Here is a 25208-nt window from a genome sequence, read left to right on the forward strand (position 1 = left end):
CTGGGAGGAAATTCATTTCCTTTGTCGAAATAACACTCTAACGTGATTAGACATGGAGTGTAGCTAAATGGTGCCGAATCCAACATTTATTTATCATATAACGAGTATTGGGAATTTACATTCGATCCTTAACAATAATGGTCTCGTTTGTATAAACCAATTACACGAGCACGAAAGCTCTTTCGTGAATATTGCTTATGAGCAAATTCAATCTAGACGCTCGGAAAAACAAGTTCCAATACATCCATACGGTAATCTACATGATTATGTTCCTTTTTACTTTGCGCCGCGGTCACCAATGTTGTATACAATTAATCAAGGAAATGTGCCACAGTATCAAGGTGGTCAAAATCAAATTATATATTTGGTATCAACGGTACAACAAGTGTTATCAGAGAAAATCCCATTCGTGTTTACAGATGGACATGCGATCATGAGTTATTCCGAATTTTACAATGACCCGGTTGATTTAGAGCAAATTGACTGGGGAATAATGAGATCCCAATATTGGTATGATACTACTGAATATCCTGACAGAAAACGGAAACGGCAGGCGGAGTTCTTGGCTTTTGAGTTTTTTCCCATTGACTCTATACTTGAAATTGGTGTAATTAATGAAACTTACAAGGGTGAGGCACTTAAAATTTTGCGTAATAACTCGATTAATATACCTGTTGAGGTACGCAGAGAATGGTATTACTAAGGTGGTGAGTTTGTGATTGAGTATAAGAAAGGTAACTTGTTGGAATCCGAGGCCGAGGCTTTAGTAAACACGGTGAATTGTGTAGGAGTAATGGGTAAGGGGATAGCACTTCAATTTAAACAGGCTTATCCTGATAATTTTAAAGAGTACGAAAAAGCATGCAAAAATAATATGGTTATGCCAGGTAAAATGTTTGTTGTTGATACAGGGTCTATGTTTAATCCTCGATACATCATTAACTTTCCAACAAAGCGTCATTGGAAAGGAAAGTCAAAGATTGAAGACATACAGTCTGGATTAATTGATTTTATTGAGATAATTCGGGAGTATGGAATTAGATCAGTAGCAATCCCTCCATTAGGCTGCGGTAATGGTGGTTTGAACTGGGAAGACGTTCGGCCACTAATTGAGGAAGCGGCATTGAAAGTTCCTGAGGTTTTATTTATGGTTTACCCGCCAATTGGAAGTCCTGAGCCTGATAAAATGCGTGTTGGAACCGAAAAGCCGAAGTTAACTCGTGCTAGAGCCTTACTTATAATGCTAATGAATCTCTATGCTGCACCGGGCTACAAACTGTCAATGTTGGAAATACAGAAACTTGCTTACTTTTTGCAAGAGAGTGGAGAGGATTTAAAGCTAAGATTTGTTAAAGCTCAGTTTGGACCGTATGCTGACAATTTAAATCATGTTCTTCAAAGACTTGAAGGGCATTATATACGGGGATATGGAGATCGAAATCGGGATGCGGAGATTTATCTTTTACCTGAAGTAACAAGGGAAGCTGAAGGCTTTCTGAGTCAATTAAATGATGGGAGCACGGAAATAAGGCTTCAGCATACCAAACAAATAATTGAAGGTTACGAAACCCCATACGGACTTGAATTGCTAGCTACGACCGATTGGATTATTAAGCATTTTCCTGATTCCAGAGATAATGTGAAGATTGCGATTGATCATTTTAAAGCCTGGAATGAAAGGAAGAAGAATGTCTTTAAAGATACACATATCGAGATGGCTTGGAGACATTTAACTGCCATAGATTAATCCTACAAACGATATGAATGCCCTGTCCAATTCAGCATTGGAAGGGCATTTTTTTAATCCTCGTCTAATATCAAACTAACCGAAATGGGGAGGTACTCCAACGTGGTACCTAACAACTCATGCCTTAATTGTTGTTGAATTGCTCTCAAGTTTGCACCACTTTTAAGCATCAGAAATCCGGTAGTTCTTCTGAGATCATGGGGAATGACCCTTCTATTAATCCCGGCTTTTTCTGATATAGATCTGACTATAGATACCATTTGATTATTATAGAGTTTACGTTTTTTTCTTGAGAATACATATGGACTAAAATCTTCTTCAATGGTCTCCTTATATTGTCTGAAGTGTTTCAGTTCGTTTGCTAGGAACCCAGGAATGGCGACCCCCTTAGCATTTGTTTTTTGACCTTTGTTAACTATCACCATATTATTTTGAAAGTTGATCTGCTCAAATGAAAGGCAACATATTTCATTGTTTCTAAGTCCGGTTGTAATGGCTGTCCAAATCAACAGATAGTAATATTTGGAGAAGGGCTCCTCTAGAAGGGCTGCTTTCAGGAGGTCTTTACACTCAACCTCAGTCAAGAAATTAATATTTATATTTCGTTCATAATATTTGTTTGTATAATGGGCCATGGGGTTGTGGCTTATCATATTTACTCGATCAAGAAAGTTGAAAAAGCTCTTTAATGAACTAATTTTATTGTAAATGGTTTTATTTGAAAGCCCTGGATTTGATGATATAAGATACTGAACAAATTGATCAATGAACGATTTGTTAATCGGTTCAAAATCATTTGATTCAACATAATATGTGAATCGGTCAAAATCTAGATTGCCTTCGAAACCGTTCTCCAAAAGAAATTCCTGAAGTGTGGCGAGAACCTTTTTGGTTGCTGAGCATGCTGGTTTCTTTAAGCCAGAGTGTTCACTCCAAGTTTTAAAATAAATAGAGTCGAATACAATTCCAGAGGGCGTCATTCCGTCTCCACCTCAATCAAATAAATTTGCCGCTAACGAGCGAGCGAAAGGATGTTTTTCGATTGCCTGTAGAAGCATGCTGTTAAAGAGTTGCAAATAAATGGTTGTTGTTTTTAATGATTTATGGCCAAGGAGTTTCGAAATACTGACAAGATCCACGCCCTCTTCTAAAGCGAACAATGCGAAAGAATGACGTAAAGAATGGACAGATAATCGCTCTTTCTCATCTGGAGAAATGGTCTGTGCCTCAGAAATTAACCCATCTAACATCTTTTGGACTGTACTATCACTGATAGGGGTAACTCCCTTATCCGTTGAAAAAACATACAAATCAGTATAATTAGGCTGACTCTTAAGTGACCCGTATTTAAAACTTACATATTTTCTAAGAAGCTCTAATGATGTAGCTGTAATCCGCCGAGGAACTTTTTGAAGCTTTTTCCCCTTAACACGAACTTTTATATTCTGAGAATTATAGCAAATATCCCCGATTTGAAGTTGAGTCAACTCGTTAAGGCGAATACCGCTGCCAAGAAAAGTCCATAAGATGACAAAGTTTCTAAAACCATCGTTGGTCAGCCGCGATAAGTTTATAATTTCCTCTACTTGTTCTTTCGTAAAAGCCTTTGGAAGATCTTCATCAAACTCAACGTCAACTATCAAGGTTTCCTTGATCTTTTTAATATCTATTTCAAAGAATCGTGTGAAGGTAACAGTGAAAAAGTCCCTTAAAAATGAAGCTTTTTTTGATCGCGTATTTTGGGTTTTAACTGGCTTAAGGTAATCAAGTAGTACTTTGGGATTCTTCTCAAATGAAAGCAAAGATGGAGTTTCCGGCAGCGAATCGACATATGAAACAAACTGGTTCAATTCAGAACGATATGTCTTTTGAGTAGCTTCACTCTTTCGTCCGAATTCAGAGCTTTGTAAGTACCAATTTACGGCTTCCTCAAACGTTACATCTTTCCGTTCCTTTGGTTCTTCAACGAAAATAAGATTGCTTCTTTCTAAAGCTTGTCTCATATGATCATGACTGTTGGTCGCAGCAAGTTTCTGCAAGTGGACCATCAGATTAGCGACAGGTGAGTTACCTTCTACCTTGAACATGAAATCATCTCCATATAGAATCGATTTTTTGCATTGCATCATTAAGTTCTTGATTTTGCCTATGTAAATACTTTGAGGTCGTGTCAAGTCTGGTATGTCGAGCTAGACGTTTGATGATTTGCGGATGTACGTTTTTTCTAAGACTCAGTTTGGTGATAAATGTGTGCCTGAACAAATGAAGACCTCCGGGGAATGTCCAACCGGATATCAAAGAGTATAACTTGTATTTATCTAACATTTTTCCGTATAAAACTTTTTTAGATTGTCTTCCCTTAAAGACAGATTTCTCGTCCGTACGAACTTTATATAGGGATTCTAAATATTGATAAAGTTTTTTCGGCAAGTGTAAGGGTACAGGTTTCCCAGCTTTGCCCTTACCCCGGATTTTGATTATCCTTGCTTGAAAATTAATATCTTCCCAATTTAGACGCTCGGCTTCACAGAATCGTAGTCCGAGATGCAGCAAGGATCCAAAAAAAGCTGTATCATACTCAGGATCATCCGAGTATCTAGCTATAGTATTGAAGAAATCTGATAATTGATCTTTATTGGGGATATCACGATGAAGATACCTCTGTGCTGATATTCCTCTTATTGAACCGATATTCTTTGGGATAATTCTGTTGTCATACAGATACTTAAAGAACGAAATCACACAGTAGAATTTATTGCTAACCGTTATTTCGCTGTAAAGGCCTTTTGAATGGCAACGTTTAAGGTAATTTTCAAACTCTAAAATATGGTCTCTTTCGATTAACCAAACAGGTATTGCATTCGGTGAGAAATCATTGAAACTAGCGTAATTGTTAACAAGCCAGTTTAAAAACAACATTACGTCGCGGTTAATATCTTTTATATATCCTCCGGAACGACCTTCTGATTGAATTTGGTCATTGAAGTTTTTCAAATAGGGATGCAGTTCATGATCGGCTAGTTTAGAGAGGATCCTTTTGTTTTGCTTGACAATATTGAATCTTCTTCCTGGGAAGTACAATTTAGCGATTTGGTTGAGCAAGAATTTCTTTATGTCTGAATTGACGTTTTTCAGACAATACTGAAAGTTTATTTCTGTAATATCAAGATCGTTAAGCTGCCAAATCGGCTTTTTAATGTATGTAGAGATCTGTTGTTGAAATTCCAGTGCTTCCTCGTAGAAGCCGTAAAGTTCGATCGGTGCCTTTGATGTCTGAATCCGTTTAAAATAATTTTTCACTTTGTCCAATTTGATACTTGGCTGAACTCTGTTTTCCCACAACCAATCAGCGATGTTCCCTTTAGTGTGGGGCAGATCAGTGGAGTTGTCATAACCTTCATAATTAAATAATGTATCCATAATGTTCCTCACTTTGCTCTTACTAACGTCCCATACGGCGTCAGTTGTAAGATGCACATCGTGAGGATTTTTTATTCCATTTATAAATTCTTCTGTGGAAGAAGCATTCCACAGAAATAATTCTGTTCCTTTCCACAGTTCGTTTTGTGGCTTCTGGTTGCTAATTAATTCATTAATTGCGTTTTTGGAATCTTTATCCATGTCGGGACCTCCTTAATTTGATTTCAAAAAGCTAATAAGACTGAGGTGAGAAAGTGGCAAAGGTAGTACCAACCAAAATTAGAGTCATTTATGGGGATAATCATAAACAGTCACTCTTGTCAGCAATTGAAATTTTGAAGTCGAAAGCTACTGTCGAGATTACCGCTTCGAAAATGGGTAACAACAGTGCTATTAACGTTTTGAAGCATGATTAACTTTTGAAGTATTCATTCCACTTGTTTTTGATTCTTTACTTGCAGCAAGAGCCCGAATTGCAGATTGAACATTATGTTGAAAATGATTGCCTTTAAAACACTTGATTACCTTAGGTGAAACAAGCCCCATAAACATTACCTCTTTCAAAAAGGCATAGAAAAACAAAAAAGGGACCCAAAATACCACAGTTACCTGTGGAAAAATTGGATCCCTTTCGCGTATGCCAGAAACTTATATTCATTAACAGTTGAACTATTAAGAATTCAGCAGAGGAACTTTCCGCATCCCGCATAACAGGGGAAAATTCTGCCTATGACTCTGCCTATGTTTCATACTATAAAAGATAGTAGGACTTGTTGTCAATGCCCCCACGTTAAAAAAAATTAGAACGTACATTCGCTGACAATCTCTTGTCTCTTTGATTCGTCATAATGGAGGAAAGACATACGGGAGTGAGTACAGTGGACCAAATGATCTATGTCGCCGTTACGGGCACGCAGCACTATTACGGAGCTGATTTCCTAAAGCCGGGTCAAATCGTTCACTTAATCAAAGACCCGGATAATCCGCATGACCATGAAGCAATAAAGGTGGATATGATCCCATTGGGCAAAATCGGTTATGTCGCCAACAGTCCGCATACCGTACCGAAAGGATGCCGGAGTGCCGGACGGATTTATGATCGATTTGAACAACATGTTTGCGGTATGGTGCGATTTGTCGTGAAGGATACAGCCATTGTTGAACTTACACCGGGCATAGAGGAAATGTACATCATCAAAACGACAGAGGACGTTGTGTTTTCTCCTTGTCTAGGCAGGAAGAACTAGGTAAAAAGTAGAATCCCAATATGATAACCATTTACATTCCATATGCCACGATGGGAGCTATAATATGACGGATAAAGTGATACGACTCTTTAAAATGCTACTTGCCATTCAAGCCAATCCGGGGATTTCAGCCAAAGAGCTGGCAGATAAATGTGAGACAACGGATCGAACGATTTACAGAGACTTGAGGATATTGGATTTAATCGCACCGATCACGAACGAGGGGTATGGGAAAGGGTACCGTTTTGTCGGTAATTTCGCCATGTATCCGCTGAATTTCACGGAACAGGAAGCGTTGGTATTTTCTGTCCTGCCTTCCGTGTTGGACACCAGCAAACTGCCTCCAGGCTTTGAATCCGCCTACGACAAGGTGATGGCTACGCATGTGAAAGAAACCCGGAAGCGGTACGATACATTGGAAAATGTCGCGGACATGATCCAAATGGGCACCCCGGCTTATCGGGAGAACAATGCCAACTTTTTGCTGCCCATCATGGAAGCGATTATCGCCTGCAAGACGATCAGGGCTGTTTATCATACCCAGAGCCGGAATGAATTGACGGAGCGCGAAATTGATCCGTACTACCTGGTTCCAAGGGATCAGCGGTTTTATTTGATCGGTTATTGTCGTGCCAAGCGGGAGATTCGCACATTTCGCGCCAGCCGTTTCCGGCATGTAGAGCTGACAGGAAATCATTTTGACAAGGGCGATTTCAGCATCGCGCAGTACATGAAACACACCTGGTCTATTGAACGCGGGGATTCCTTAATCACCTTCAAGATTAAATTCCATCCGGATGTCGCCCGCTATGTAAAGGAAGAAGAATTGTTCGTGAGACCGAAGATGACCGATCTGCCAGACGGCAGCTTATTATTCGAAGTAACCGTCAACCACGAGCGCGAATTTATGAATTGGGTGGTTCAGTACGGACCTTCGGCGGAGATCCTAGAACCTGCATCTGTGCGGGAAAAGTTTAAGGAACAGCTGCAACGTTGGGGACAGTTGTATGGGCAGTAAGTGCAAATGTGCGTTTAACCGAAAGGAAGGTGTCCCTTGTGAAAGTAGAAGGTACATTTCTAGAACGTTTATATGATGCAATCCGTAAAGAGCCTTTTCGCCGCAAAATTGTTATTGCTCCTTCCTACGTCGAAGGACAGTCCTGGCTTATGCGAATATGCCGGGAATTAGGGCCGGTTATGAACGTGGAGGTCCAAACGGTTCAATCCTTTGTAAGAAGTCAGGTTCAGTTCTTCCTGTATAAACAAGGGATGACATTAATCGGGGAGCAGCGTTCATTCTGGATTATCCATGATGTCATGGAACAAATGGCTTCCGAGCCGGATTCCTACATCTCCATGGATCAAGTAAAGCCCGGTATTGCCATGCATGTTCACCAAGCCATTATGGATTTACGCCGTGCCGGGGTGAAAGCAGAAGAACTGCGAAGCGATCAATTTTTGAGCCAGCAAAAAGGCATCTATGTCAGAAAGGTGCTGTCAGCGTATGAGCGCTTTCTGAATCAGCGGAGCTGGACCGATTTCCCCGGCCTTTTGTCGCATTTACCAACCCAATTGCCGGAAAACGTGGAGCTTATTCTGCCAGACCCTATGCCGCTTTCACCGGTTTCCGCTCGAATGTTGGAGCGGTTGTCAAACGGACGGATGACGAGGATTATAGCGGTTTCTTCCTTCACTGACGTCCAATCCACAATGCCGTTCGGAGAGGTTCAGTTCTATCATGCGACCGGAAGGCTGGCGGAGGTTCGCGAAGCATTGAGACGAATCATTCAGTGTAGGATTCCATTGGATGAAGTAGAGATGATCGTCCCGGATGAAGAATATGCGTTGGTTATTTCGACCATGTGTGCTTCTTTCGGTCTTCCCTCTTCCTTTGCAGACGGGCTGCCTGTGATTACATCCGGAATGGGAAGAGCCGCACATTTTCTGCTGAACTGGTTGGAGTCCGGTTATCAGGTGCGGCAGCTCGTATTGATGCTGCAGCAGCAATTGATCACGTTCTCCGATCGTGACCAAAGAATAACGAATGCAGATTGTATTCGAGCCCTGGAGAAAAGCGGAATCGGCTGGGGGAAAGAACGGTATATCAAGTTGCTGGTGGCAGGGCATGTTCGGTCCCAAGGGGATTCAGATGAAAAACCCGAAGAATGGGAGCGGACGGAACAACAACAGCGGGATGACGAGATCAAGAAGCATCTGACAAACCTCCTGGGAGAATTGTTTCCTGACGAAGCGGCGCTCTCCTCTCCTAAGGGAATCTGGGGATGGCTAGTTAACATCTTGGATCGATTTGGTGTATGCGGAACGGAAGAGGATGCGATCGTCCTGCAAGAAATGAAAGGTATCGCTAAAGAACTGCAGGAATGTCCTGTTCCGGACTCGATGCCGTTTCAGCAAATGTTCTTGTATGCCCGAGACATGCTGCAGGAACTTCGAGTCGGGGTGCAACGGTTACCCAAGCCCGGATTCCTGTACATATCGAGTTTGTCGAACGGGGGGAACAGCGGGAGAAAACAGACGTTTCTTCTCGGGATGGATGAACATTCGTGGTCCGGGAATATCAGGCAAAATCCCATGCTTCTCGATGAAGAGTGCAGACGGATCGGTGCCGGGCTTCAAACAGCCGTGCAGAGACAAAGAGATCGGCAACGCCTTCGTGATGGTCGGCTTGGGATGATAAGCGGCAATATCACATTTAGCTTCTCGTCGTATGACTTGGCAGAAGGAGCGACAGCAAGCCCGGCTTTTCAACTTCTTCAGGTATTCCGAAAAGTATCCGGAGAAACGAATGCGGACTATGAGATGTTGCACCGAAGCTTAGGCGAACCTGTCGGGTATTTGGATGTAGAACAGCCATCCTCTACTGAGCTAAATGGACTGCCATTAGACGGCTCTCATTATGTCTTCCGACAAATCCATGCGAATGTAAACCTTATGAGGGACCGGCAATCCTTCATCGAATCGGTCTATCCTTCGCTTCGTCAAGGCAGACTTGCACTCGAGGCGCGTGGCAGCTCGCAAGTGACGGAGCATGACGGATATATAGCGGGGGATGAATGGACTGATTATTGGAAAGGCCGAGACGAACGGACGCTTAGCGCAAGTCAATTGGAGAAGTACGCGGAATGTCCGATGCGGTACTTTTTCCAATATGTGCTCAGGATTCGCGTGAAAGATCAGGTGACTTTTGATCGTACCTCCTGGCTGAAGCCGAATGAAAGAGGCTCGCTGCTGCACGAGGTTTATCGTCGTTATATGACGGAAGTCAGCGCAAGTAAAGTCATGCCTATTACACACGATCATGCCCGTTTGCTTCGTATTGCTGAGGAGACGATTCTCTTGTATGCCGAGCGGATTCCGGCACCGAGCCCTCATGTGTTTGAGAGGGAACGGCAAGCGATGCTCCGGGATGTTGAAGTATTCTATCGCATGGAAGTGCAGGCTAAGACGGCTCCCCGGTTTTTCGAACAAGAGCTCATCGTGGACGGCCAGCCGTTGCACCTTGAGCTTGGCGAGGACATGGCGATTACGCTGCGCGGGATCGTCGACCGGATCGATCAAGTTGCGCCGCATCAATATCGAATTATCGACTATAAGACCGGCAGTCCTCGGCCTTACAAGGAAAATGGCATGTTCGCAGGCGGCACGCAGCTGCAACATGCGCTTTACGCAATGGGGACGGAGCTTTGGATTCGGCAAACGGGTGTGGATTCTGATGCAAAAGTGCTTGAAGCGTCTTACGTCTTTCCAAGCGAACGGGGGCACGGGCAAGTGATTGCACGTTCGCAAACCGAACGGAATCGAGTCACCGCGGTGATCCGAGGAATCCTTTCGTCGATGGAACAGGGATTGTTTATTCCCGCTTCAAATCCTGCGGTCTGCCGATATTGCGACTATGCGGCTGTATGCGGAGAGCACGCAGAGATGATGGCCCATAAGCGAAAGGATGAAGCAAATTCGGAGCTGTTGCACACGCTGCTGGAGGTGGAGAACATTGAATGAACCATCCGATCAACAAGCTAGAAAGAGGATATTGGAGGAGCTGAACACGACCTTTCTGGTAGAAGCCGGTGCAGGCTCGGGAAAGACAACCAGCTTGGTCGGCAGATTGCTGGCACTCATCGAGTCCGGAACGGCGAAGATGGAGCATATTGCGGCGATCACCTTTACGAATAAAGCGGCGGATGAGATGAAGGAGCGTTTCCGCATTGCTTTAGAGCAGAAAACGGCTGATGTTGAAGGAGAAACTAGAGAACGAACGGAAGAAGCGTTGGCCAATCTGGACCAAATCTTCATTGGAACGATCCATGCGTTCTGTTCCTCCATGCTTCGCGAGCGACCGATTGAGGCCGGATTGGACCCTTCTTTCGAAGAAATGGATGATGAAATGAATCGCGCGTTCCACGATCAATGCTGGGATGAATATCTGATTCAGCTGCAGGAGGAAGATAGTGAAGCACTTGCCTCCTTTGCCGAGGTGGGAATCGACGTCAGCATCCTGAAGAATGTCTATGATCGGGTATCCCTTTTTACGGATCTCCAAATCCCTTGCGAACCGGTTCATCGTCCTGATTTCAATCTCATCCGGCTCTCCCTGCTTCCTATGATCGAAGAAGCCAACAGGTTTCTACCGACAGTTGAACCGGAAAAAGGGTGGGATAATCTTCAGGCAAAACTGCGAACTGCTACTCGCATGCTGCGATTGACGGATGGACAGGACGATATGTTGATACTAACGCTTGCGAAGATGTTTGACTTCAAGCTGGATGTGAAGCAGTACAAATGGACGGAAAAGAAGCAAGCCAAAGCCACCTCCGAACGTTTTCACGATTGGCAAATCACGGTCCTGTTCCCCTTCCTTCAATCGTGGCGGGAATATCTGTATCCCAAGGTCATTCAATTTGTCCTGCCTGCATTGGAGTATTGCAAAGAACGGCGATTGCAGGCAGGGAAGCTGAACTTTCAAGATCTTCTGATGTATGCATGCCGTCTGCTGCGTGATTACCCGGAGGTTCGCGCGTTTTTCGCCGGGCGCTACCAACGGCTAATGGTCGACGAATTTCAGGACACCGACCCGGTCCAAGCGGAAATGATGTTTCTCTTAACGGGTGCCGGCGATGATCCGAATGAACGGAATTGGCGGAAGCTTACGCCAAAGCCTGGCTCCTTGTTCGTCGTGGGCGACCCGAAACAGTCCATCTATCGTTTCCGCCGCGCGGATATTTCCATCTATAACGAGGTTAAATCGCGGATTCAAGCATGTGGAGATGTGCTTCACTTGACCAGCAATTTCCGGTCCGTCGATGCGATCGGCGATTTTGTGAACGGGCAATTTGTCGGCAAGCTTCCCGTTCGGGAGACCGATGTTCAAGCCGCTTATGTCCGGATGGAAACGAATATACCGAATCCAAAGGGGAATAAGCGCGCGGGTCACGGGGTTTATGCACTCACTTACCCGAAAATTCCCGGAGGCAAGGAGGAAGTAGCGGCGGTTGACGCACGGCGTATTGCCGCATACATCGAGTGGGCTTGCCGTGATGGAAATTTGCACATTCAGGAGCGAGATGGTACATCTTGGGTACTCAGAGAGGCACAGCCCAGCGATTTTCTTATATTGACAAGAACGAGACATTATTTGCATCTATACGCGGAAGAGCTGGAGAAAAGGGGCGTTGCCGCGGAAACCGTCGGAAGCTCCGCTCTATATCCCGAACTTCATACGCTGGGACAATTGGTCCTCTACCTGGCCGATCCGTTCGATCAAGTAGCGATGCTGAGTGTATTGCGCGGACCACTATTCGGTGTTAGCGACAAGGAGCTGATTGCGTATCGTGCTCTAGGGAATGCGTGGTCGATCTATCGGCTGCCAGAGGAGTCATCCGAACAAGAGAATCGAGTTGCATCTGCATGCCGGAAACTTCGGGAATATGTTGGCTGGGTGAAAGAATTGCCTGCATGGGCAGCCTTGTACCGCCTTTTGGAGGATACCGGTCTCTTGCCTTATTCCACGATACAAGAGGCAGGGGCAAATCGATCGGGAACACTGCTTAAGATGTTGGAGCGATTGCAGCGTGACGCCATGCTCGCATCGGATTGGCATGAACTGGCGCATGCGATTTCGGCCATTCGGGAGAGCCAAGGTATGGAAAACGCCAGTCTCTACACAGGCAAAGGGCAATCGGTACGGATCATGAACGTGCATAAGGCAAAAGGGCTTGAAGCGCCAATCGTATTTCTAGCTTGTCCCTGTGGCGAAAAGGATCATAACGCTGACCAGTTTGTTGATCGTTCGGAGACAGAGGCCGCGGGCTATTTCCTGATCCAACAATCGAAAGGGTTTCAGAAAGAAACGATTGCCCAGCCGGTCGGCTGGGAAGCGATGAGCGTGCGGGAACGAGCCTTCATGCATGCGGAGCGGGATCGTCTTCTCTATGTCGCGGCGACAAGAGCAAAACAAATGTTGGTTGTCAGCCTCTACCCTGAGCAGCCGGCGAAATGCCCGTGGAGCTCGCTAATGGAGGGGATGGATCAAATCCGGGAGCTAGATGTTCCGGAAACGGATGTAGGGACTGAAGAGTGTGATGAGGAGATGGAGCGAGATATCTCATCTATTGATTTGGGAGCATACTTGGCTCAGAGGGAGCAGGTGTTCCATCAGCTGCGCCAGCCTACTTACGCGGAAGCAACCGTTACCGGGCTGACGAAGAACTTGGCCGACACGCCGGAGTGGTCAGCCATTGGGAGGGGCCAATCATTCGGCAGTGTAATCCATAAGGGACTTGAGGCGGTCGGAAAAGGCCTTCCGATGAGTGAATTGCCTGCGTACGTTCAATATCTCTGCCAGTTCGAAGGGGTTGCAGAGGAGGATGCGGGAGATGCTCTGCCAACACTCCGGGAAGTGCTGGAAAGTGGACTCTGGCAACGTAGTCAGCAAGCTAAGCAACGGTTGTTTGAGATCCCGACCATGATGCATCAGAGAAATGGGGAGGCAACGCCTTATCCCGCAACCGAGCAAAAGATGTTCGAAACAGCCGCCGCGGCATTGACGCAACAATCCAATAACGGCTTAAATCTCTTGGTGAAAGGTGTAATAGATTTCACCTTTGAAGAAGAGGATGGCTGGGTGATCGTCGACTTCAAGACCGATCAGCTTGACGAAGGCAAATTGCAGCAGTTTGTCCATTTCTATGCGCCTCAAGTTCAGGCGTATGCTTTGGCTTGGTCTGAGACGTTCGGATATCGGGTGAAGGAAGCAGGATTATATTTTGTTAGTCTGCAGAAATATGTCACATTAGGGCAGTCTGTTGTATAATTAGACAAGAATCTACATACAGAGGAGAACGTTATGATTACAGGTGAATTAAGGCAAAAAGTAGACCGGATTTGGGAGACATTTTGGACCGGCGGAATCACTAACCCATTAAGTGTGATCGAACAGTTTACATATTTGTTGTTCATTAAAGGACTGGACGAAGCGGAAACGCGTAAGGAAAATGAATCCGTGCTGCTGTCGTTACCTTTTACCGAATTATTTCCAAGTGACAAGCAACACTTACGCTGGAGTCAATTTAAATTGTTCGATCCTCAGCGGATGTATGATGTTGTCTCGAACGAAGTGTTTCCTTTCATCAAGACGCTTCACGGAGATAAGGATTCAGCCTATGCCAAATACATGGGTGATGCCATCTTTATGATCCCGACTCCGAATATGCTTGTACGCATTGTCGAAGGCATCGATACGATTGACATGAAGGATAGAGATACTAACGGGGATTTGTATGAGTATCTGCTATCCAAGGTAGCTACAGCTGGAACGAACGGACAGTTCCGGACTCCGAGACACATTATCGAAATGATGGTTGCTTTGATGAAGCCGACTCCGGAAGATATCATTTGTGACCCGGCAGCAGGATCGGCGGGTTTTCTGGTTGCTGCAGGAGAATACTTGCGTGACCATCATGCCGATCTATTTCTGATTCAGGGTTTGAAGGAGCATTTCAACAATCATATGTTCTACGGTTTCGATATGGACCGTACGATGTTGCGCATCGGGGCCATGAATATGCTGCTTCATGGAGTGGATAACCCGAATATCGAATATCGCGATTCCCTGAATGAAAATAATACCGACAAAGACAAATATACGCTAATTTTAGCCAATCCGCCGTTTAAAGGGTCGCTTGATGCGGATGCGGTAGCAGCGGACTTATTGCGTGTGACCCGCACAAAAAAGACGGAGTTGCTGTTCCTTGCTCTGTTCCTACGTATGCTCAAAGTTGGGGGACGCTGCGCTTCCATTGTACCGGACGGTGTTTTATTCGGGAACAGTACGGCTCATAAAGATATTCGTAAGGAAATTGTTGAGAATCACAAACTTGAAGCAATTATTTCAATGCCAAGCGGGGTTTTCAAGCCGTATGCTGGGGTTTCGACAGCTATTATGATCTTTACCAAAACAGGTGCAGGCGGGACAGATCACGTTTGGTTCTATGACATGAAGGCGGATGGTTACTCGCTAGATGATAAGCGGAATCCGATTGAGGCGAATGATATCCCCGATATTGTTGGGCGTTTTGGTAATTGGGATGCAGAGAAAGAGCGTAAACGCACGGAGAAATCGTTCCTGGTTCCGGTCGATGAGATTCGCTCCAATGCCTATGATCTCAGTATTAATCGCTACAAGGCAACAGAGTATGAGGAAGTTCAGTACGAGGACCCGAAAGCTATTCTGGCTTCGATCAAGCAACTAGAGGAAGAAATCGTTGAAGGTCTCGAGGAACTGGAGGCGCTGCTAGGGTGAGAGTTAGAAGGATTGGAGATTTATTTACAATTGCTAAAGGAAAAAAATATGAAGATACTCAAGCAAATGCTGCGAACGAGATGGTTCGTTATATACAGATTGAAGACCTACGAAATGACAACAACATTAAAATGGTAAACAAAATTGATAATGGCGTATACGTAACAAGTAATGATGTATTGATTGCATGGGACGGCGCCAATGCGGGAACAGTTGGCTATAATCTCACGGGAATTATAGGCAGTACATTAGCTGTATTAAGACCACGGGATTCCGATAATTATATTCCATATATAGCAATGTTTCTTCGATCAAAGAGTTCTTATCTAAGAGATAATTGCACTGGGGCAACAATTCCGCATATTCATAAGAAAGTTTTAGAAGATATTGAAGTCCCGTTACCTTCGTATGATCGACAAAAAGAAATTGCATATTTACTAGATAAAGCCCAAGCTTTAATCGACAAACGCAAACAAGCAATAGCCAAGTTTGACGAATTGGTTCAAGCTGTGTTTTTGGATATGTTTGGTGATCCAACAATAAATCAAATGGGTTATCCAATAGGTATAATAAGAGACTTAATTATTGAAGCTAAGTACGGAACTAGTAAAAAAGCTAATGAAGGTACGGGTCAATTTCCGTACTTGCGTATGAATAACATTACTTATCAAGGTTATATGGACTATAGTAATCTTAAATATATTGATTTGGACGATAAAGAACAGGAAAAGTATCTGGTACAAAGAGGCGATCTACTGTTTAACCGTACAAATAGTAAAGAATTAGTTGGAAAAACGGCCGTTTTTGATAGTGATGAAAAAATGGCTATAGCCGGTTATATAGTTCGAGTAAAGACAAATGACGCAGGCAATCCTTACTTTATTTCAGGTTACTTAAATTCAAAGCATGGTAAGAAAGTGTTACAAGAAATGTGTAAAAATATCATTGGGATGGCCAATATTAACGCGCAGGAATTGCAGAACATCACTATTTTAATTCCGCCAAGGGAACTGCAAGATAGTTATGAAAGAAAGGTTAAAGCAATCCTTGAAGAAAAGAAAAAACACCTTACGCAACTCCAACACCTAGAATCCAACTTCCAAGCACTACTTCAAAAAGCTTTTAAGGGCGAATTGAAAGTGAAGGACGGTGTAGAGGTCTAGATGAGCGATGTACAATTATCAAATTTTGGATTTCTCAGTGCAAATAAAACATATGCCAGCTTTGCAGGTGCATGTGTAGAGGCGGAGAAAGCATTGGTTGTCAGTCCGGCGACCAGTGCTATCCTGTGCAGACGGGCTTTGGAGCTTGCTGTAAAATGGCTGTTTACCTATGATAGCGACTTGAAGGTTCCCTATCAAGACAATCTGTCAAGCTTGATTCACGATGTAACTTTTCTCCGCGTAATCGATCAATCCATGTTACCTCAGCTGAAATATATCACGAAGCTAGGCAATGCCGCTGTACATTCGAATGCGACGATCAGCCGCGGCGAAGCAATTCTGTCACTTCGTAACCTGCATAACTTTATCTGCTGGATTGATTATTGCTATTCGGTCGAGTATACCGCGAGAAGCTTTGATGAACAACTCCTGTTGGAAGAGAACAAGCGCCAAGAGAAAGTGAGACCTCAGGAACTCCAGGACTTATACGACCGTTTAGGTTCAAAGGACCGTAAGCTGGAAGATCTGATTAAAGAAAACGAAGAGCTTCGGAAGCTGCTGACAGAACGCAAAGCACAGAATACCCTTGAGTATGACTTTGCGCCGGATCAAATCAGTGAATATGAGACCCGCAAACGTTATATTGATCTCGAGCTAAAGCTTGCAGGATGGACATTCCGGCAAAATGTATTGGAAGAGTTTGAAGTCCAAGGTATGCCAAACGGACAAGGGATCGGTTATGCCGACTATGTGTTATTCGGTGAGAACGGGAAGCCCCTTGCCGTTGTGGAAGCGAAACGAACAAGTTCTGATCCCAATATAGGTAAGCAGCAAGCAAAGCTTTATGCGGATTGTTTGGAGCAAAGGTACGGACAGCGTCCGGTCATTTATTATACGAACGGTTTTATAACGAACTTCTGGGATGATCTTTACTATGCCAGTCGGCAAGTATCCGGGTTCGCCAGTCAGGATGAGCTGCAGCTTCTCGTGAACCGGCGCTCGATCCGAAGGCCGCTGCAGGATGTACAAATCAACAACTCCATTGTAAATCGTCCTTATCAGCATGAAGCAGTCCTCTCGGTTTGTGATGCATTAAACAAAGGACAGAGGACCGCTTTACTTGTCATGGCGACAGGCAGCGGTAAAACACGTACCGCGAGTGCTATTGTTGATGTGCTTAGCCGATATAACTGGGTGAAGAATGTGTTGTTTCTTGCTGATCGTACAACGCTTGTTCGTCAAGCCAAAAACAGCTTCAGCCAGTATTTGCCCGATATGACACTATGCAACTTGCTGGACAGCAAGGATAATCCGGAAACGGCGAGAATTGTTTTCTCTACGTACCCGACGATGATGAACGCAATCGATGAGGCCAAGCGAAAGGACGGCAAAAAGCTGTTTACGGTTGGTCATTTTGACTTGATTATCATCGATGAATCGCATCGAAGCGTCTATAAGAAATATAAGGCCATATTCGATTACTTTGATGCCATACTCTTAGGGTTGACAGCAACTCCTAAAGATGAAGTTGACAAAAATACATACGACGTGTTCCGTCTGGAAAATGGTGTTCCGACTTTTGCCTACGAACTAGAGCAAGCAGTCAAGGAAGGACATTTGGTGGATTACCGTACCGTGGAAACAACGACCAAGATTATGGACGATGGCATCCGCTACGATGATCTGTCCGATGAGGAAAAAGAGCAATACGAAGAATTGCTTTTGGAGGATGAAGAAGAGGAACCGCGGGATATTGACAGTGCAGCGATCAATGAGTGGTTGTTCAACCAGGATACCATAGACCGGGTGCTGCAGTTAGTTATGGAGCGGGGTCTGAAGGTTGAAGGCGGAGACAAGCTGGGCAAGACCATCATTTTTGCCAAAAACCACCGGCACGCTGTTGCGATCGTGGAGCGATTCGATAGCCTGTATCCGACATTGAAGGGGCATTTTGCACGGGTCATTGATATCAAAACGAATTATTATCAATCCTTGATTGATGATTTTTCCATATGGAGCAAGCTTCCTCAAATTGCTGTTTCTGTAGATATGCTGGATACGGGCGTAGACATCCCTGAGGTTGTCAATTTGGTATTTTTCAAGAAAGTACGCTCGAAGTCAAAGTTTTGGCAGATGGTTGGTCGTGGGACACGGTTATGTAAAGATCTTCATGGTATTGGTGAGGACAAAAGGGAATTCTTGATCTTTGATTTTTGTCGCAACTTTGAGTTTTTTCGGGCAAATCCAAAAGGGAAGGATACCAATATTACCGAGACTTTATCGGAGAAATTGTTCAATGTTCGTACCCAGATTGTACGTGAACTTCAGCAACTGCGTTATCAAGAACCGGAGTATATCGCCCATCGCACGGACTTGGTGAATCGGCTGAAGAATAGCGTGAACGCGTTGAATGAAGAACATTTTCGCATCAGGCAGCATATCCAATATGTCCATAAATATAAACAAGACGCTGCATGGCTTTCCCTAACCGATACCGATATGGGAGATTTGAAAGAGTACATAGCTCCTCTTGTCGTTTCTATAGAGAATGACGAATTAGCAAAACGGTTTGACTATATGATGCTGATCATCGAATTGGCTAAGCTTCAGGGAACACAATCGGTGAAACCAATTCGTAAAGTCATGGAAACGGCAGAAAAACTCTCCAAGTTGGGTACGATTCCTCAAATCGTCGCTCAGCGAGATGTAATAGAGAAAATCCAAACGGCAGAGTTCTGGGAAGAAGCGGACATCTTCGAAATGGAGAAAGTACGTGAAGCTTTACGGGATCTTATTAAGTTCCTGGAACGGGAAACGCAGCAAATTTACTATACGAATTTCAAAGATGAATGGCTTGCTGTAGAGGAGAGCCGCGGCTTTTATAACACCAATGACCTGCAAAATTACCGCAAGAAGGTTAGCCAATATTTGCAAACCAATAAGGATCAACTAGCAATCTATAAACTGCGCAACAACAAGCCGATCACGAAACAGGATTTGGAGACGCTCGAACATATACTGTGGGGAGAACTCGGAACCAAAGAGGATTATGAGCGGGAATATAAAGATTTACCAGTAACTAAGCTTGTGCGAACGGTCGTGGGGCTTGATCAGGAGGCTGCGAATGAAGCATTTGTGGTATTCTTGCAAGAAAACCGATTGAATGTCAATCAACTTCGGTTTGTAAAGCTGATTATCGATTATGTAGTTAAAAACGGTATCATTGAAAAATCCGTACTCCAAGAGGAGCCGTTCCGCTCGGTTGGCAGTATAACGGAACTGTTCAGTAATAATCTGGACGATGCACGAGCAATTATCGGTGTTATTGATACGATTAATAAGAACGCTGAGGTTGTTGGGGCTTAGTTTTTACGGATTATAGACACTTCAAATTTAATTACTTGCATCTGGGCGTAACTAAAATGGACATCTATTTTAGTTACGCCTTTTTTAATTAACGTTTACGGGGTGAAAAAGTAATGATTAAAGAAATTTCCATTAAGAAGATAGCGACTTATAATAATTCAGGTGTTATCTTTAGTGGATTAAAGAAAATTAATTTTTTCTACGGTTCTAATGGAAGTGGGAAAACTACATTGTCGAATGCTATGAAAAATATTGAAAACTTCACGGATTGTAATATTGATTGGGCATCACAGCCATTAAAAACATTGGTATACAACCAGAAATTTGTGGAGGAAAATTTCCATCAGGATTCGAACATCAAGGGTATATTCACCTTAGGTAAGGAGTCAACTGAAATAAAAAATGAAATTACTGAAAAGAAGAGGCTTGTTGATAAGTTTGACGAAGAGATTCGTAGAATGCGCACTAACTTGTCCAATAAAGAAGAGGAATATAACGCGAATGAAAATGAATTTATAGATGATTGCTGGGAATTAAAAAGGAAATATGATAATGAGTTTTTACAAGCTTTTTCAGGAGTGAGAAATAATAAAATAAACTTTATGAATAAATGTAAACAGTCGCATTCACTTGAAGTTCAGCAATGTGATTTTGAGGATTTACGTGTTCGTTCAAATAAATTATTTAATGGAAGTTTAGTGAAAATCCAAACGCTTCAATCGATAAAAAATGATGAACTGAACGCTGCTTGTTCAAGCGAGATATTCCAAAAACAAATTGTTGGTAAGCAGGAGGTCGATATCGCAGCTCTCATTTCTAGACTGGCTTTAAGCGATTGGGTAAAAAAAGGATATGACCATGTACATAATTCAGATGGAATGTGCCCTTTTTGTCAACAGTCATTGCCGGATGGTTTTATACATCAATTAGAAGAATATTTTAATGAAACTTATGAAAATGAAATGAAGGAACTAGCAAATAATGTTGATCAATACATGGAAACTTATAGCAATCTCGAAACTTCAATCCAGGACCTATTGTTAAATGAATTACCGTATATCGATAAGGAGAAGATTAGTCAACAATTTGAACTAATCAGATCGAAAAATGAAATCAATCTCGAATTAATTGAACAAAAACGAAAAGAGCCGAGTAAGGGAATTGTTTTAGTTCCTGTTCATGAGTTTATAAAAAATATAAATCTGGAAATCGAGAGAATAAATCAGGAGATCCAAGCACATAACAGGTTGGTTGATAACCGAGCCCAGGAAGAACAACTACTAAAGGATGAGGTATGGAGATTCATAGCAAATGAAAATCTGCATAATCACGAAAAATATGTACGAAAAGAATTTAGTATCAAGAATGCAATAACCGGGATAAAAGATGGTATCACGTCAAAAACATCTGAGAAAAATAGATTAATTTCCGAAATCGAAGGTTTAGAGGCACAAATCACAAGTGTAACTCCATCCATAAATGAAATGAATCGTCTGTTAAAGGCGTATAATTTTACAAATTTCAAATTTGCACATACTCAAAATCAGGGGAATTATCGTTTGATACGATCTACTGGAGAAGATGTAAATCAGACTTTAAGTGAAGGAGAAAAAACATTCGTAACATTCCTATATTTTATGCATCTGTTGAATGGAAGCAATAACAGAGATCTTATTACAGAGAATAAAGTAGTTGTGATTGATGATCCAATTTCTAGCTTGGATAGTAATGTACTATTTATCGTTAGCAATCTCATTTTGAAACTTATTGATGATATTAGGAACAATAGAAACAATGTCGTTCAATTATTTGTTTTAACCCATAATGTTTACTTTCATAAGGAAGTAACCTTTGATAAAAAGCGATCAAAAGGCGGAAAATTACACGATGAAACCTTCTGGATTATTAGAAAAGTTAATAATGTTACAGATGCTCAGCCCTATGATACAAATCCAATAAAAACTTCATATGAATTAATGTGGCAAGAACTTAGATCCGCAGCACAGAGCAGTTCCACAACAACGGTTCAAAACTTGATTCGTAGAATTATAGAAAACTATTTTAAAGTATTTGGTAATATTAGTGAAGCTGATATTCTGAAAAAATTCGAAGAAGAAGAAAAGGTATTATGTAAATCGCTTTTATCCTGGGCAAATGATGGGTCCCATTTTGCAAGCGATGATATATATATTGAACATCCGCTAGATACAAATGCAAGGTACCTTAATATATTCGAGAAGATATTCAAGGTTACAAACCATCATGCACATTACAAAATGATGATGGGTATTGAGGAAGCGAATGAGATTCCTCAAGCGCAGGTATCATAATCACTTTAGTTTTTTTAAAAATATATACAATGAAACTTACCCAAACAAAGCGGGTTGCTTTGTTTGGGTTTTTTTGTATTTCCACAGGACTTATTGCCTATATTGTCGAATTATCAATAAAGGGATTTTATTCCACAGGAACGTATATTCGATGACAACCTATTGTCTAATCATTATGTTTAAATAGGATCAACAGACATTAGCGATGGAGGGATTAGGTAATGGCATTTCTGAAATGCTCGGAATGCACCAATATGCTAAAGGCAATTCAAATTTCCAATAAAATCAGCCAAGTTGGGGAGCAACGATTACTTGAATATTCGCCAACCGGGATTAAATGCTCAGACTGGACTCCCGTAATTGAAAACCTCCGAGGATTCGCAGAAGGAATTTACTGTCCGTCTTGTTTTGCTATCGTTCCTCTAGAGAAAGAAGAATTTGTACTATGTGAGGATAACCGAATTCCTGGCGTCGTAAGTCATGAATTTTCATCAGAAGATGTACTGGATAAGCTGAAGAAGTTGGGCGAGGAAGAGGCCGCTGAGATTTATGTACATACACTTCCTGCCAAAGAGGCAACTTTTGCAAATATTCCTGAATCTACACCGGAGCCCATTAAGGACGCCTTATATCGAATGGGAATTAAGCAGTTATATTCACACCAAGCAGAAACGGCCGATGCAGTCCATTCTGGTTCTAATGTTGTCTTGGTCACTTCAACGTCATCCGGAAAGACGTTGTCCTATAACCTGCCGATTCTTAGTCGTTTATATAACCATCCCGAAGAACGTGCGTTATACATATTTCCAACAAAAGCGTTAGCAAATGATCAGTTAGATCAAATTAGGCGTTTTGGCTTACAACAGGCGGAGAATCCTTCTTCCCTGGATGAGTGGTTTGAGACCCAGTTGCATTTGGGAGATCGTCTGATTCATATTGGCCGGCTGGATGGGGATACCGAGAATGGGCCGCGGCAGCGAATCATGGAAAAAGCACAGGTATGGATGACGAATCCGGATATGATTCATTACTCCATTCTCGGGCAAGTTCAGAAGGTGAAGTATGCGACCGCGCACCACATTCGAAATTATCTGCGGAACCTCAAATTTATCGTGCTTGATGAGATGCATATGTACCGAGGTACATTCGGAAGTCATGTCGCATTGGTACTCAGACGCCTGCTTAAGGTTTGTCGAGAACTTGGTAATACTCACAACATCCAGATTATTACGAGCTCAGCAACGATTGAAAATCCTATTAGATTAGCAGAGGATCTTACAGGTCTTAGCGGATTCACCCTCATCAATACAGATGGTTCCGCCCATCAGAAAAAGGGGATCGTCCTCTGGAATCCCGGTATGTCAGCCGATGAACAAGTCCGCCGCGCGCCTTCTACCGATGCCATTACGATGGCGAAACAGATCATGACTGTTGATCAGAAAGTGATTAAGAGCATCATTTTTCAACCTTCTCGCAGTCAGACTATGGTATTTACCCGTTATATCAAAGACGTCTTGCGCCAGCCTCTCCGACTACCAAAAGAGAAAGTGGAAGGAGAAAAACTCGCGGCATTTTATACCGGAATACTGCCGAATGATACTCGGAAACGGATTATTGAGAGACTCAAGTCCCACGACATTCATGTCATTATTACTACCAATGCCCTTGAAGTCGGGATTGATATCGGTGATTTGAGTCTTGCCGTTCTTGTTGGTTATCCCGGATCGAAAGCGGCTTTCTCCCAACAGATCGGACGTGTTGGCCGCAAAGGCGAGGGTGTTGCCATACTGATCTGGCAGGATGAACCGCTTCAGCAGTATTACATGCGTAACCCGCTTGAATTTATCCATAAAGCTCCCGAGGTAGTTAGGATTAATCCAACAAATTACAAGTTGTTAGCCATGCACATCCCGTTACTAAGAGAAGAGCTCGGGAGAGAAGTCACGAAGGAAGACTTGCAGGACATGTTTCCTGGATTACTCGAAGATTATATTGAGACTGTACTGCAAGTAGCTGCAACAGCTAACGATGAGGCGACCGTTGATGACAAGTTTAGTCTTCGATCAATGTCTGGTAAAAATTACAGCGTAACCATTCGGGGACAAAATCAAACGATAGTAGACAGTTTGGATGAGTGGAGTGCTCTTCGTGATTTTTATGAAGGCGCGATCTATTGGACTCCTGGAGAGAAAGGCTATCGAGTAGACTCTATCAATCGCAGAAAAGGTGAAATTATTGTATTGCCTATTCAGGAACTAACCTATTACACTCAATCTACTTATCGCGATATCATCGATATTATGCAGACTTATCAGAAGCAACACATCGAAGGAATCGATATGGCTTATGGTGAACTGGAGATTAAGCGGAGTGTCTTCGGTTATAAAAAAGTTTACTTCGGACAGAAGCATGAGTCTGAGCAGGTTCAATTGGATCATCCGTCCGTCACCCGATTCACTCCGGAAGGAATGTGGGTTACACTAACGGATTCTCAATGGAGCCAATTGAAAAATGGCATTCAGGAGTTAGCGGATGAGGGCAGATCCATCGACTTATTGGCTGAAGCTTCCCTTCACGCTGCAGGTCACGCTATGACTTCGGTTATTCCTGACCTCATTATCTGCGACGCTAATGATTTTACAGGGTTTTCGGCGAGCGGGATGACGGCTTTTGCCAATAGACCTGTTATCGGCTTCTATGGCGAGAACGGGTCCGGTCTCGGGACCATCGAAGCGATCTATGAGAAACTTCCGCAAGTGCTTCGAAAGGCTCTTGAACTTATTGAGAGCTGCCCTTGTGCCGAAGGATGTCCTAGCTGCGTGCAGCTCCCAGGTAAAGGGAATATTGAATTGTTCAAACCTGGAGCCAAAATGCTGCTGAAGATTTTGATAGAAGGGAACGATTAAGAATGCCTGTAATCTGTTCCGCTTGCGGAGGCCAAAGACCTTACGGGGACTTCATTCAAATCAGCTATAAGGCGGATCCAAAGGGCTATTACCGTAAGATCCATCAACGGGCAAACGGGATTCGAGTTTCAGAATGGCGCTCCCTTGAACCCGATACGGAGTCCTATATAAACAAACCATCCGGCGTTTATTGTTCACATGATAGACATTC

At 43.2% G+C, this 25208-nt stretch carries 14 protein-coding genes; 11 read left to right on the forward strand and 3 right to left on the reverse strand.

The genetic code is table 11. From position 1 onward, the window contains the following. The first annotated feature begins 67 nt into the window (after positions 1-67). Together darT and darG are read left to right on the forward strand one after the other, a co-directional pair. Positions 68-703 carry a type II toxin-antitoxin system toxin DNA ADP-ribosyl transferase DarT gene (gene darT / locus H582_RS29785; RefSeq protein WP_052332961.1) on the forward strand — a complete coding sequence of 212 codons (636 nt, stop codon included), beginning with the start codon at positions 68-70 and terminating at the stop codon, positions 701-703. A gap of 12 nt (positions 704-715) precedes the next feature. Continuing rightward, the gene (gene darG / locus H582_RS29790; RefSeq protein WP_052332962.1) at positions 716-1747 is read left to right on the forward strand and encodes a type II toxin-antitoxin system antitoxin DNA ADP-ribosyl glycohydrolase DarG; all 1032 of its coding nucleotides are present in this window, start codon (positions 716-718) and stop codon (positions 1745-1747) included. A 53-nt stretch (positions 1748-1800) separates the two neighbouring features. Here the strand turns inward: darG and H582_RS30670 are convergent, their stop codons facing one another. From H582_RS30670 to H582_RS30680, 3 genes are read right to left on the reverse strand one after another with little or no spacing between them, the layout of a single operon-like run. Then, the gene (locus H582_RS30670) at positions 1801-2727 is read right to left on the reverse strand and encodes a tyrosine-type recombinase/integrase (RefSeq protein WP_084136575.1); all 927 of its coding nucleotides are present in this window, start codon (positions 2725-2727) and stop codon (positions 1801-1803) included. 12 nt (positions 2728-2739) lie between these two features. After that, positions 2740-3834: a tyrosine-type recombinase/integrase gene (locus H582_RS30675; RefSeq protein WP_164820096.1), complete on the reverse strand. Its 1095-nt coding sequence runs from the start codon at positions 3832-3834 to the stop codon at positions 2740-2742. A gap of 4 nt (positions 3835-3838) precedes the next feature. After that, positions 3839-5368, reverse strand: a complete 1530-nt coding sequence (locus H582_RS30680; protein WP_084136582.1) for a tyrosine-type recombinase/integrase — start codon at positions 5366-5368, stop codon at positions 3839-3841. 686 nt (positions 5369-6054) lie between these two features. On the opposite strand from H582_RS30680, the gene H582_RS0104620 reads away from it, so the two are divergent. The 9 genes from H582_RS0104620 (at position 6055) to H582_RS0104660 (ending at position 24997) form a co-directional block, all read left to right on the forward strand. After that, a complete protein-coding gene (locus tag H582_RS0104620; RefSeq protein WP_043110905.1) occupies positions 6055-6414 on the forward strand; it encodes an HIRAN domain-containing protein in 360 nt (119 codons plus the stop codon). Between the two features lie 64 nt (positions 6415-6478). Continuing rightward, complete coding sequence (locus tag H582_RS0104625; RefSeq protein WP_028597587.1) at positions 6479-7432, forward strand: helix-turn-helix transcriptional regulator; 954 nt, start codon at positions 6479-6481, stop codon at positions 7430-7432. Between the two features lie 38 nt (positions 7433-7470). Continuing rightward, positions 7471-10434 carry a PD-(D/E)XK nuclease family protein gene (locus H582_RS0104630; protein WP_127464325.1) on the forward strand — a complete coding sequence of 988 codons (2964 nt, stop codon included), beginning with the start codon at positions 7471-7473 and terminating at the stop codon, positions 10432-10434. After that, complete coding sequence (locus H582_RS0104635) at positions 10427-13744, forward strand: UvrD-helicase domain-containing protein (RefSeq protein ID WP_164820095.1); 3318 nt, start codon at positions 10427-10429, stop codon at positions 13742-13744. Before H582_RS0104630 ends, H582_RS0104635 begins: the two co-directional genes overlap by 8 nt. A 33-nt stretch (positions 13745-13777) precedes the next feature. Beyond that, the gene (locus H582_RS0104640; protein WP_028597590.1) at positions 13778-15232 is read left to right on the forward strand and encodes a type I restriction-modification system subunit M; all 1455 of its coding nucleotides are present in this window, start codon (positions 13778-13780) and stop codon (positions 15230-15232) included. Further along, the gene (locus tag H582_RS30685; protein ID WP_084136588.1) at positions 15229-16395 is read left to right on the forward strand and encodes a restriction endonuclease subunit S; all 1167 of its coding nucleotides are present in this window, start codon (positions 15229-15231) and stop codon (positions 16393-16395) included. The genes H582_RS0104640 and H582_RS30685 overlap by 4 nt, the downstream gene beginning before the upstream one ends. Further along, positions 16396-19761 (forward strand): DEAD/DEAH box helicase family protein, encoded by a 3366-nt coding sequence (locus tag H582_RS0104650; protein ID WP_028597592.1) that lies wholly within the window; start codon positions 16396-16398, stop codon positions 19759-19761. A 113-nt stretch (positions 19762-19874) separates the two neighbouring features. Next, positions 19875-22091 carry an AAA family ATPase gene (locus H582_RS30690; RefSeq protein ID WP_084136591.1) on the forward strand — a complete coding sequence of 739 codons (2217 nt, stop codon included), beginning with the start codon at positions 19875-19877 and terminating at the stop codon, positions 22089-22091. Between the two features lie 221 nt (positions 22092-22312). Next, the gene (locus H582_RS0104660) at positions 22313-24997 is read left to right on the forward strand and encodes a DEAD/DEAH box helicase (protein WP_084136594.1); all 2685 of its coding nucleotides are present in this window, start codon (positions 22313-22315) and stop codon (positions 24995-24997) included. Positions 24998-25208 lie beyond the last annotated feature (211 nt).

The sequence above is a fragment of the Paenibacillus pasadenensis DSM 19293 genome, assembly GCF_000422485.1.
Taxonomy (GTDB): domain Bacteria; phylum Bacillota; class Bacilli; order Paenibacillales; family Paenibacillaceae; genus Paenibacillus_O; species Paenibacillus_O pasadenensis.

Excerpts from the sequence above, each read along its gene's own strand:
- H582_RS30680 (WP_084136582.1), bottom strand. The coding sequence starts at position 5,368 with ATGGATAAAGATTCCAAAAACGCAATTAATGAATTAATTAGCAACCAG.
- H582_RS0104640 (WP_028597590.1), top strand. The coding sequence starts at position 13,778 with ATGATTACAGGTGAATTAAGGCAAAAAGTAGACCGGATTTGGGAGACA.
- H582_RS30670 (WP_084136575.1), bottom strand. The coding sequence starts at position 2,727 with ATGACGCCCTCTGGAATTGTATTCGACTCTATTTATTTTAAAACTTGG.
- H582_RS30675 (WP_164820096.1), bottom strand. The coding sequence starts at position 3,834 with ATGTTCAAGGTAGAAGGTAACTCACCTGTCGCTAATCTGATGGTCCAC.
- H582_RS0104620 (WP_043110905.1), top strand. The coding sequence starts at position 6,055 with ATGATCTATGTCGCCGTTACGGGCACGCAGCACTATTACGGAGCTGAT.
- darT (WP_052332961.1), top strand. The coding sequence starts at position 68 with ATGGTGCCGAATCCAACATTTATTTATCATATAACGAGTATTGGGAAT.
- H582_RS30690 (WP_084136591.1), top strand. The coding sequence starts at position 19,875 with ATGATTAAAGAAATTTCCATTAAGAAGATAGCGACTTATAATAATTCA.
- H582_RS0104625 (WP_028597587.1), top strand. The coding sequence starts at position 6,479 with ATGACGGATAAAGTGATACGACTCTTTAAAATGCTACTTGCCATTCAA.
- H582_RS0104650 (WP_028597592.1), top strand. The coding sequence starts at position 16,396 with ATGAGCGATGTACAATTATCAAATTTTGGATTTCTCAGTGCAAATAAA.
- H582_RS0104660 (WP_084136594.1), top strand. The coding sequence starts at position 22,313 with ATGGCATTTCTGAAATGCTCGGAATGCACCAATATGCTAAAGGCAATT.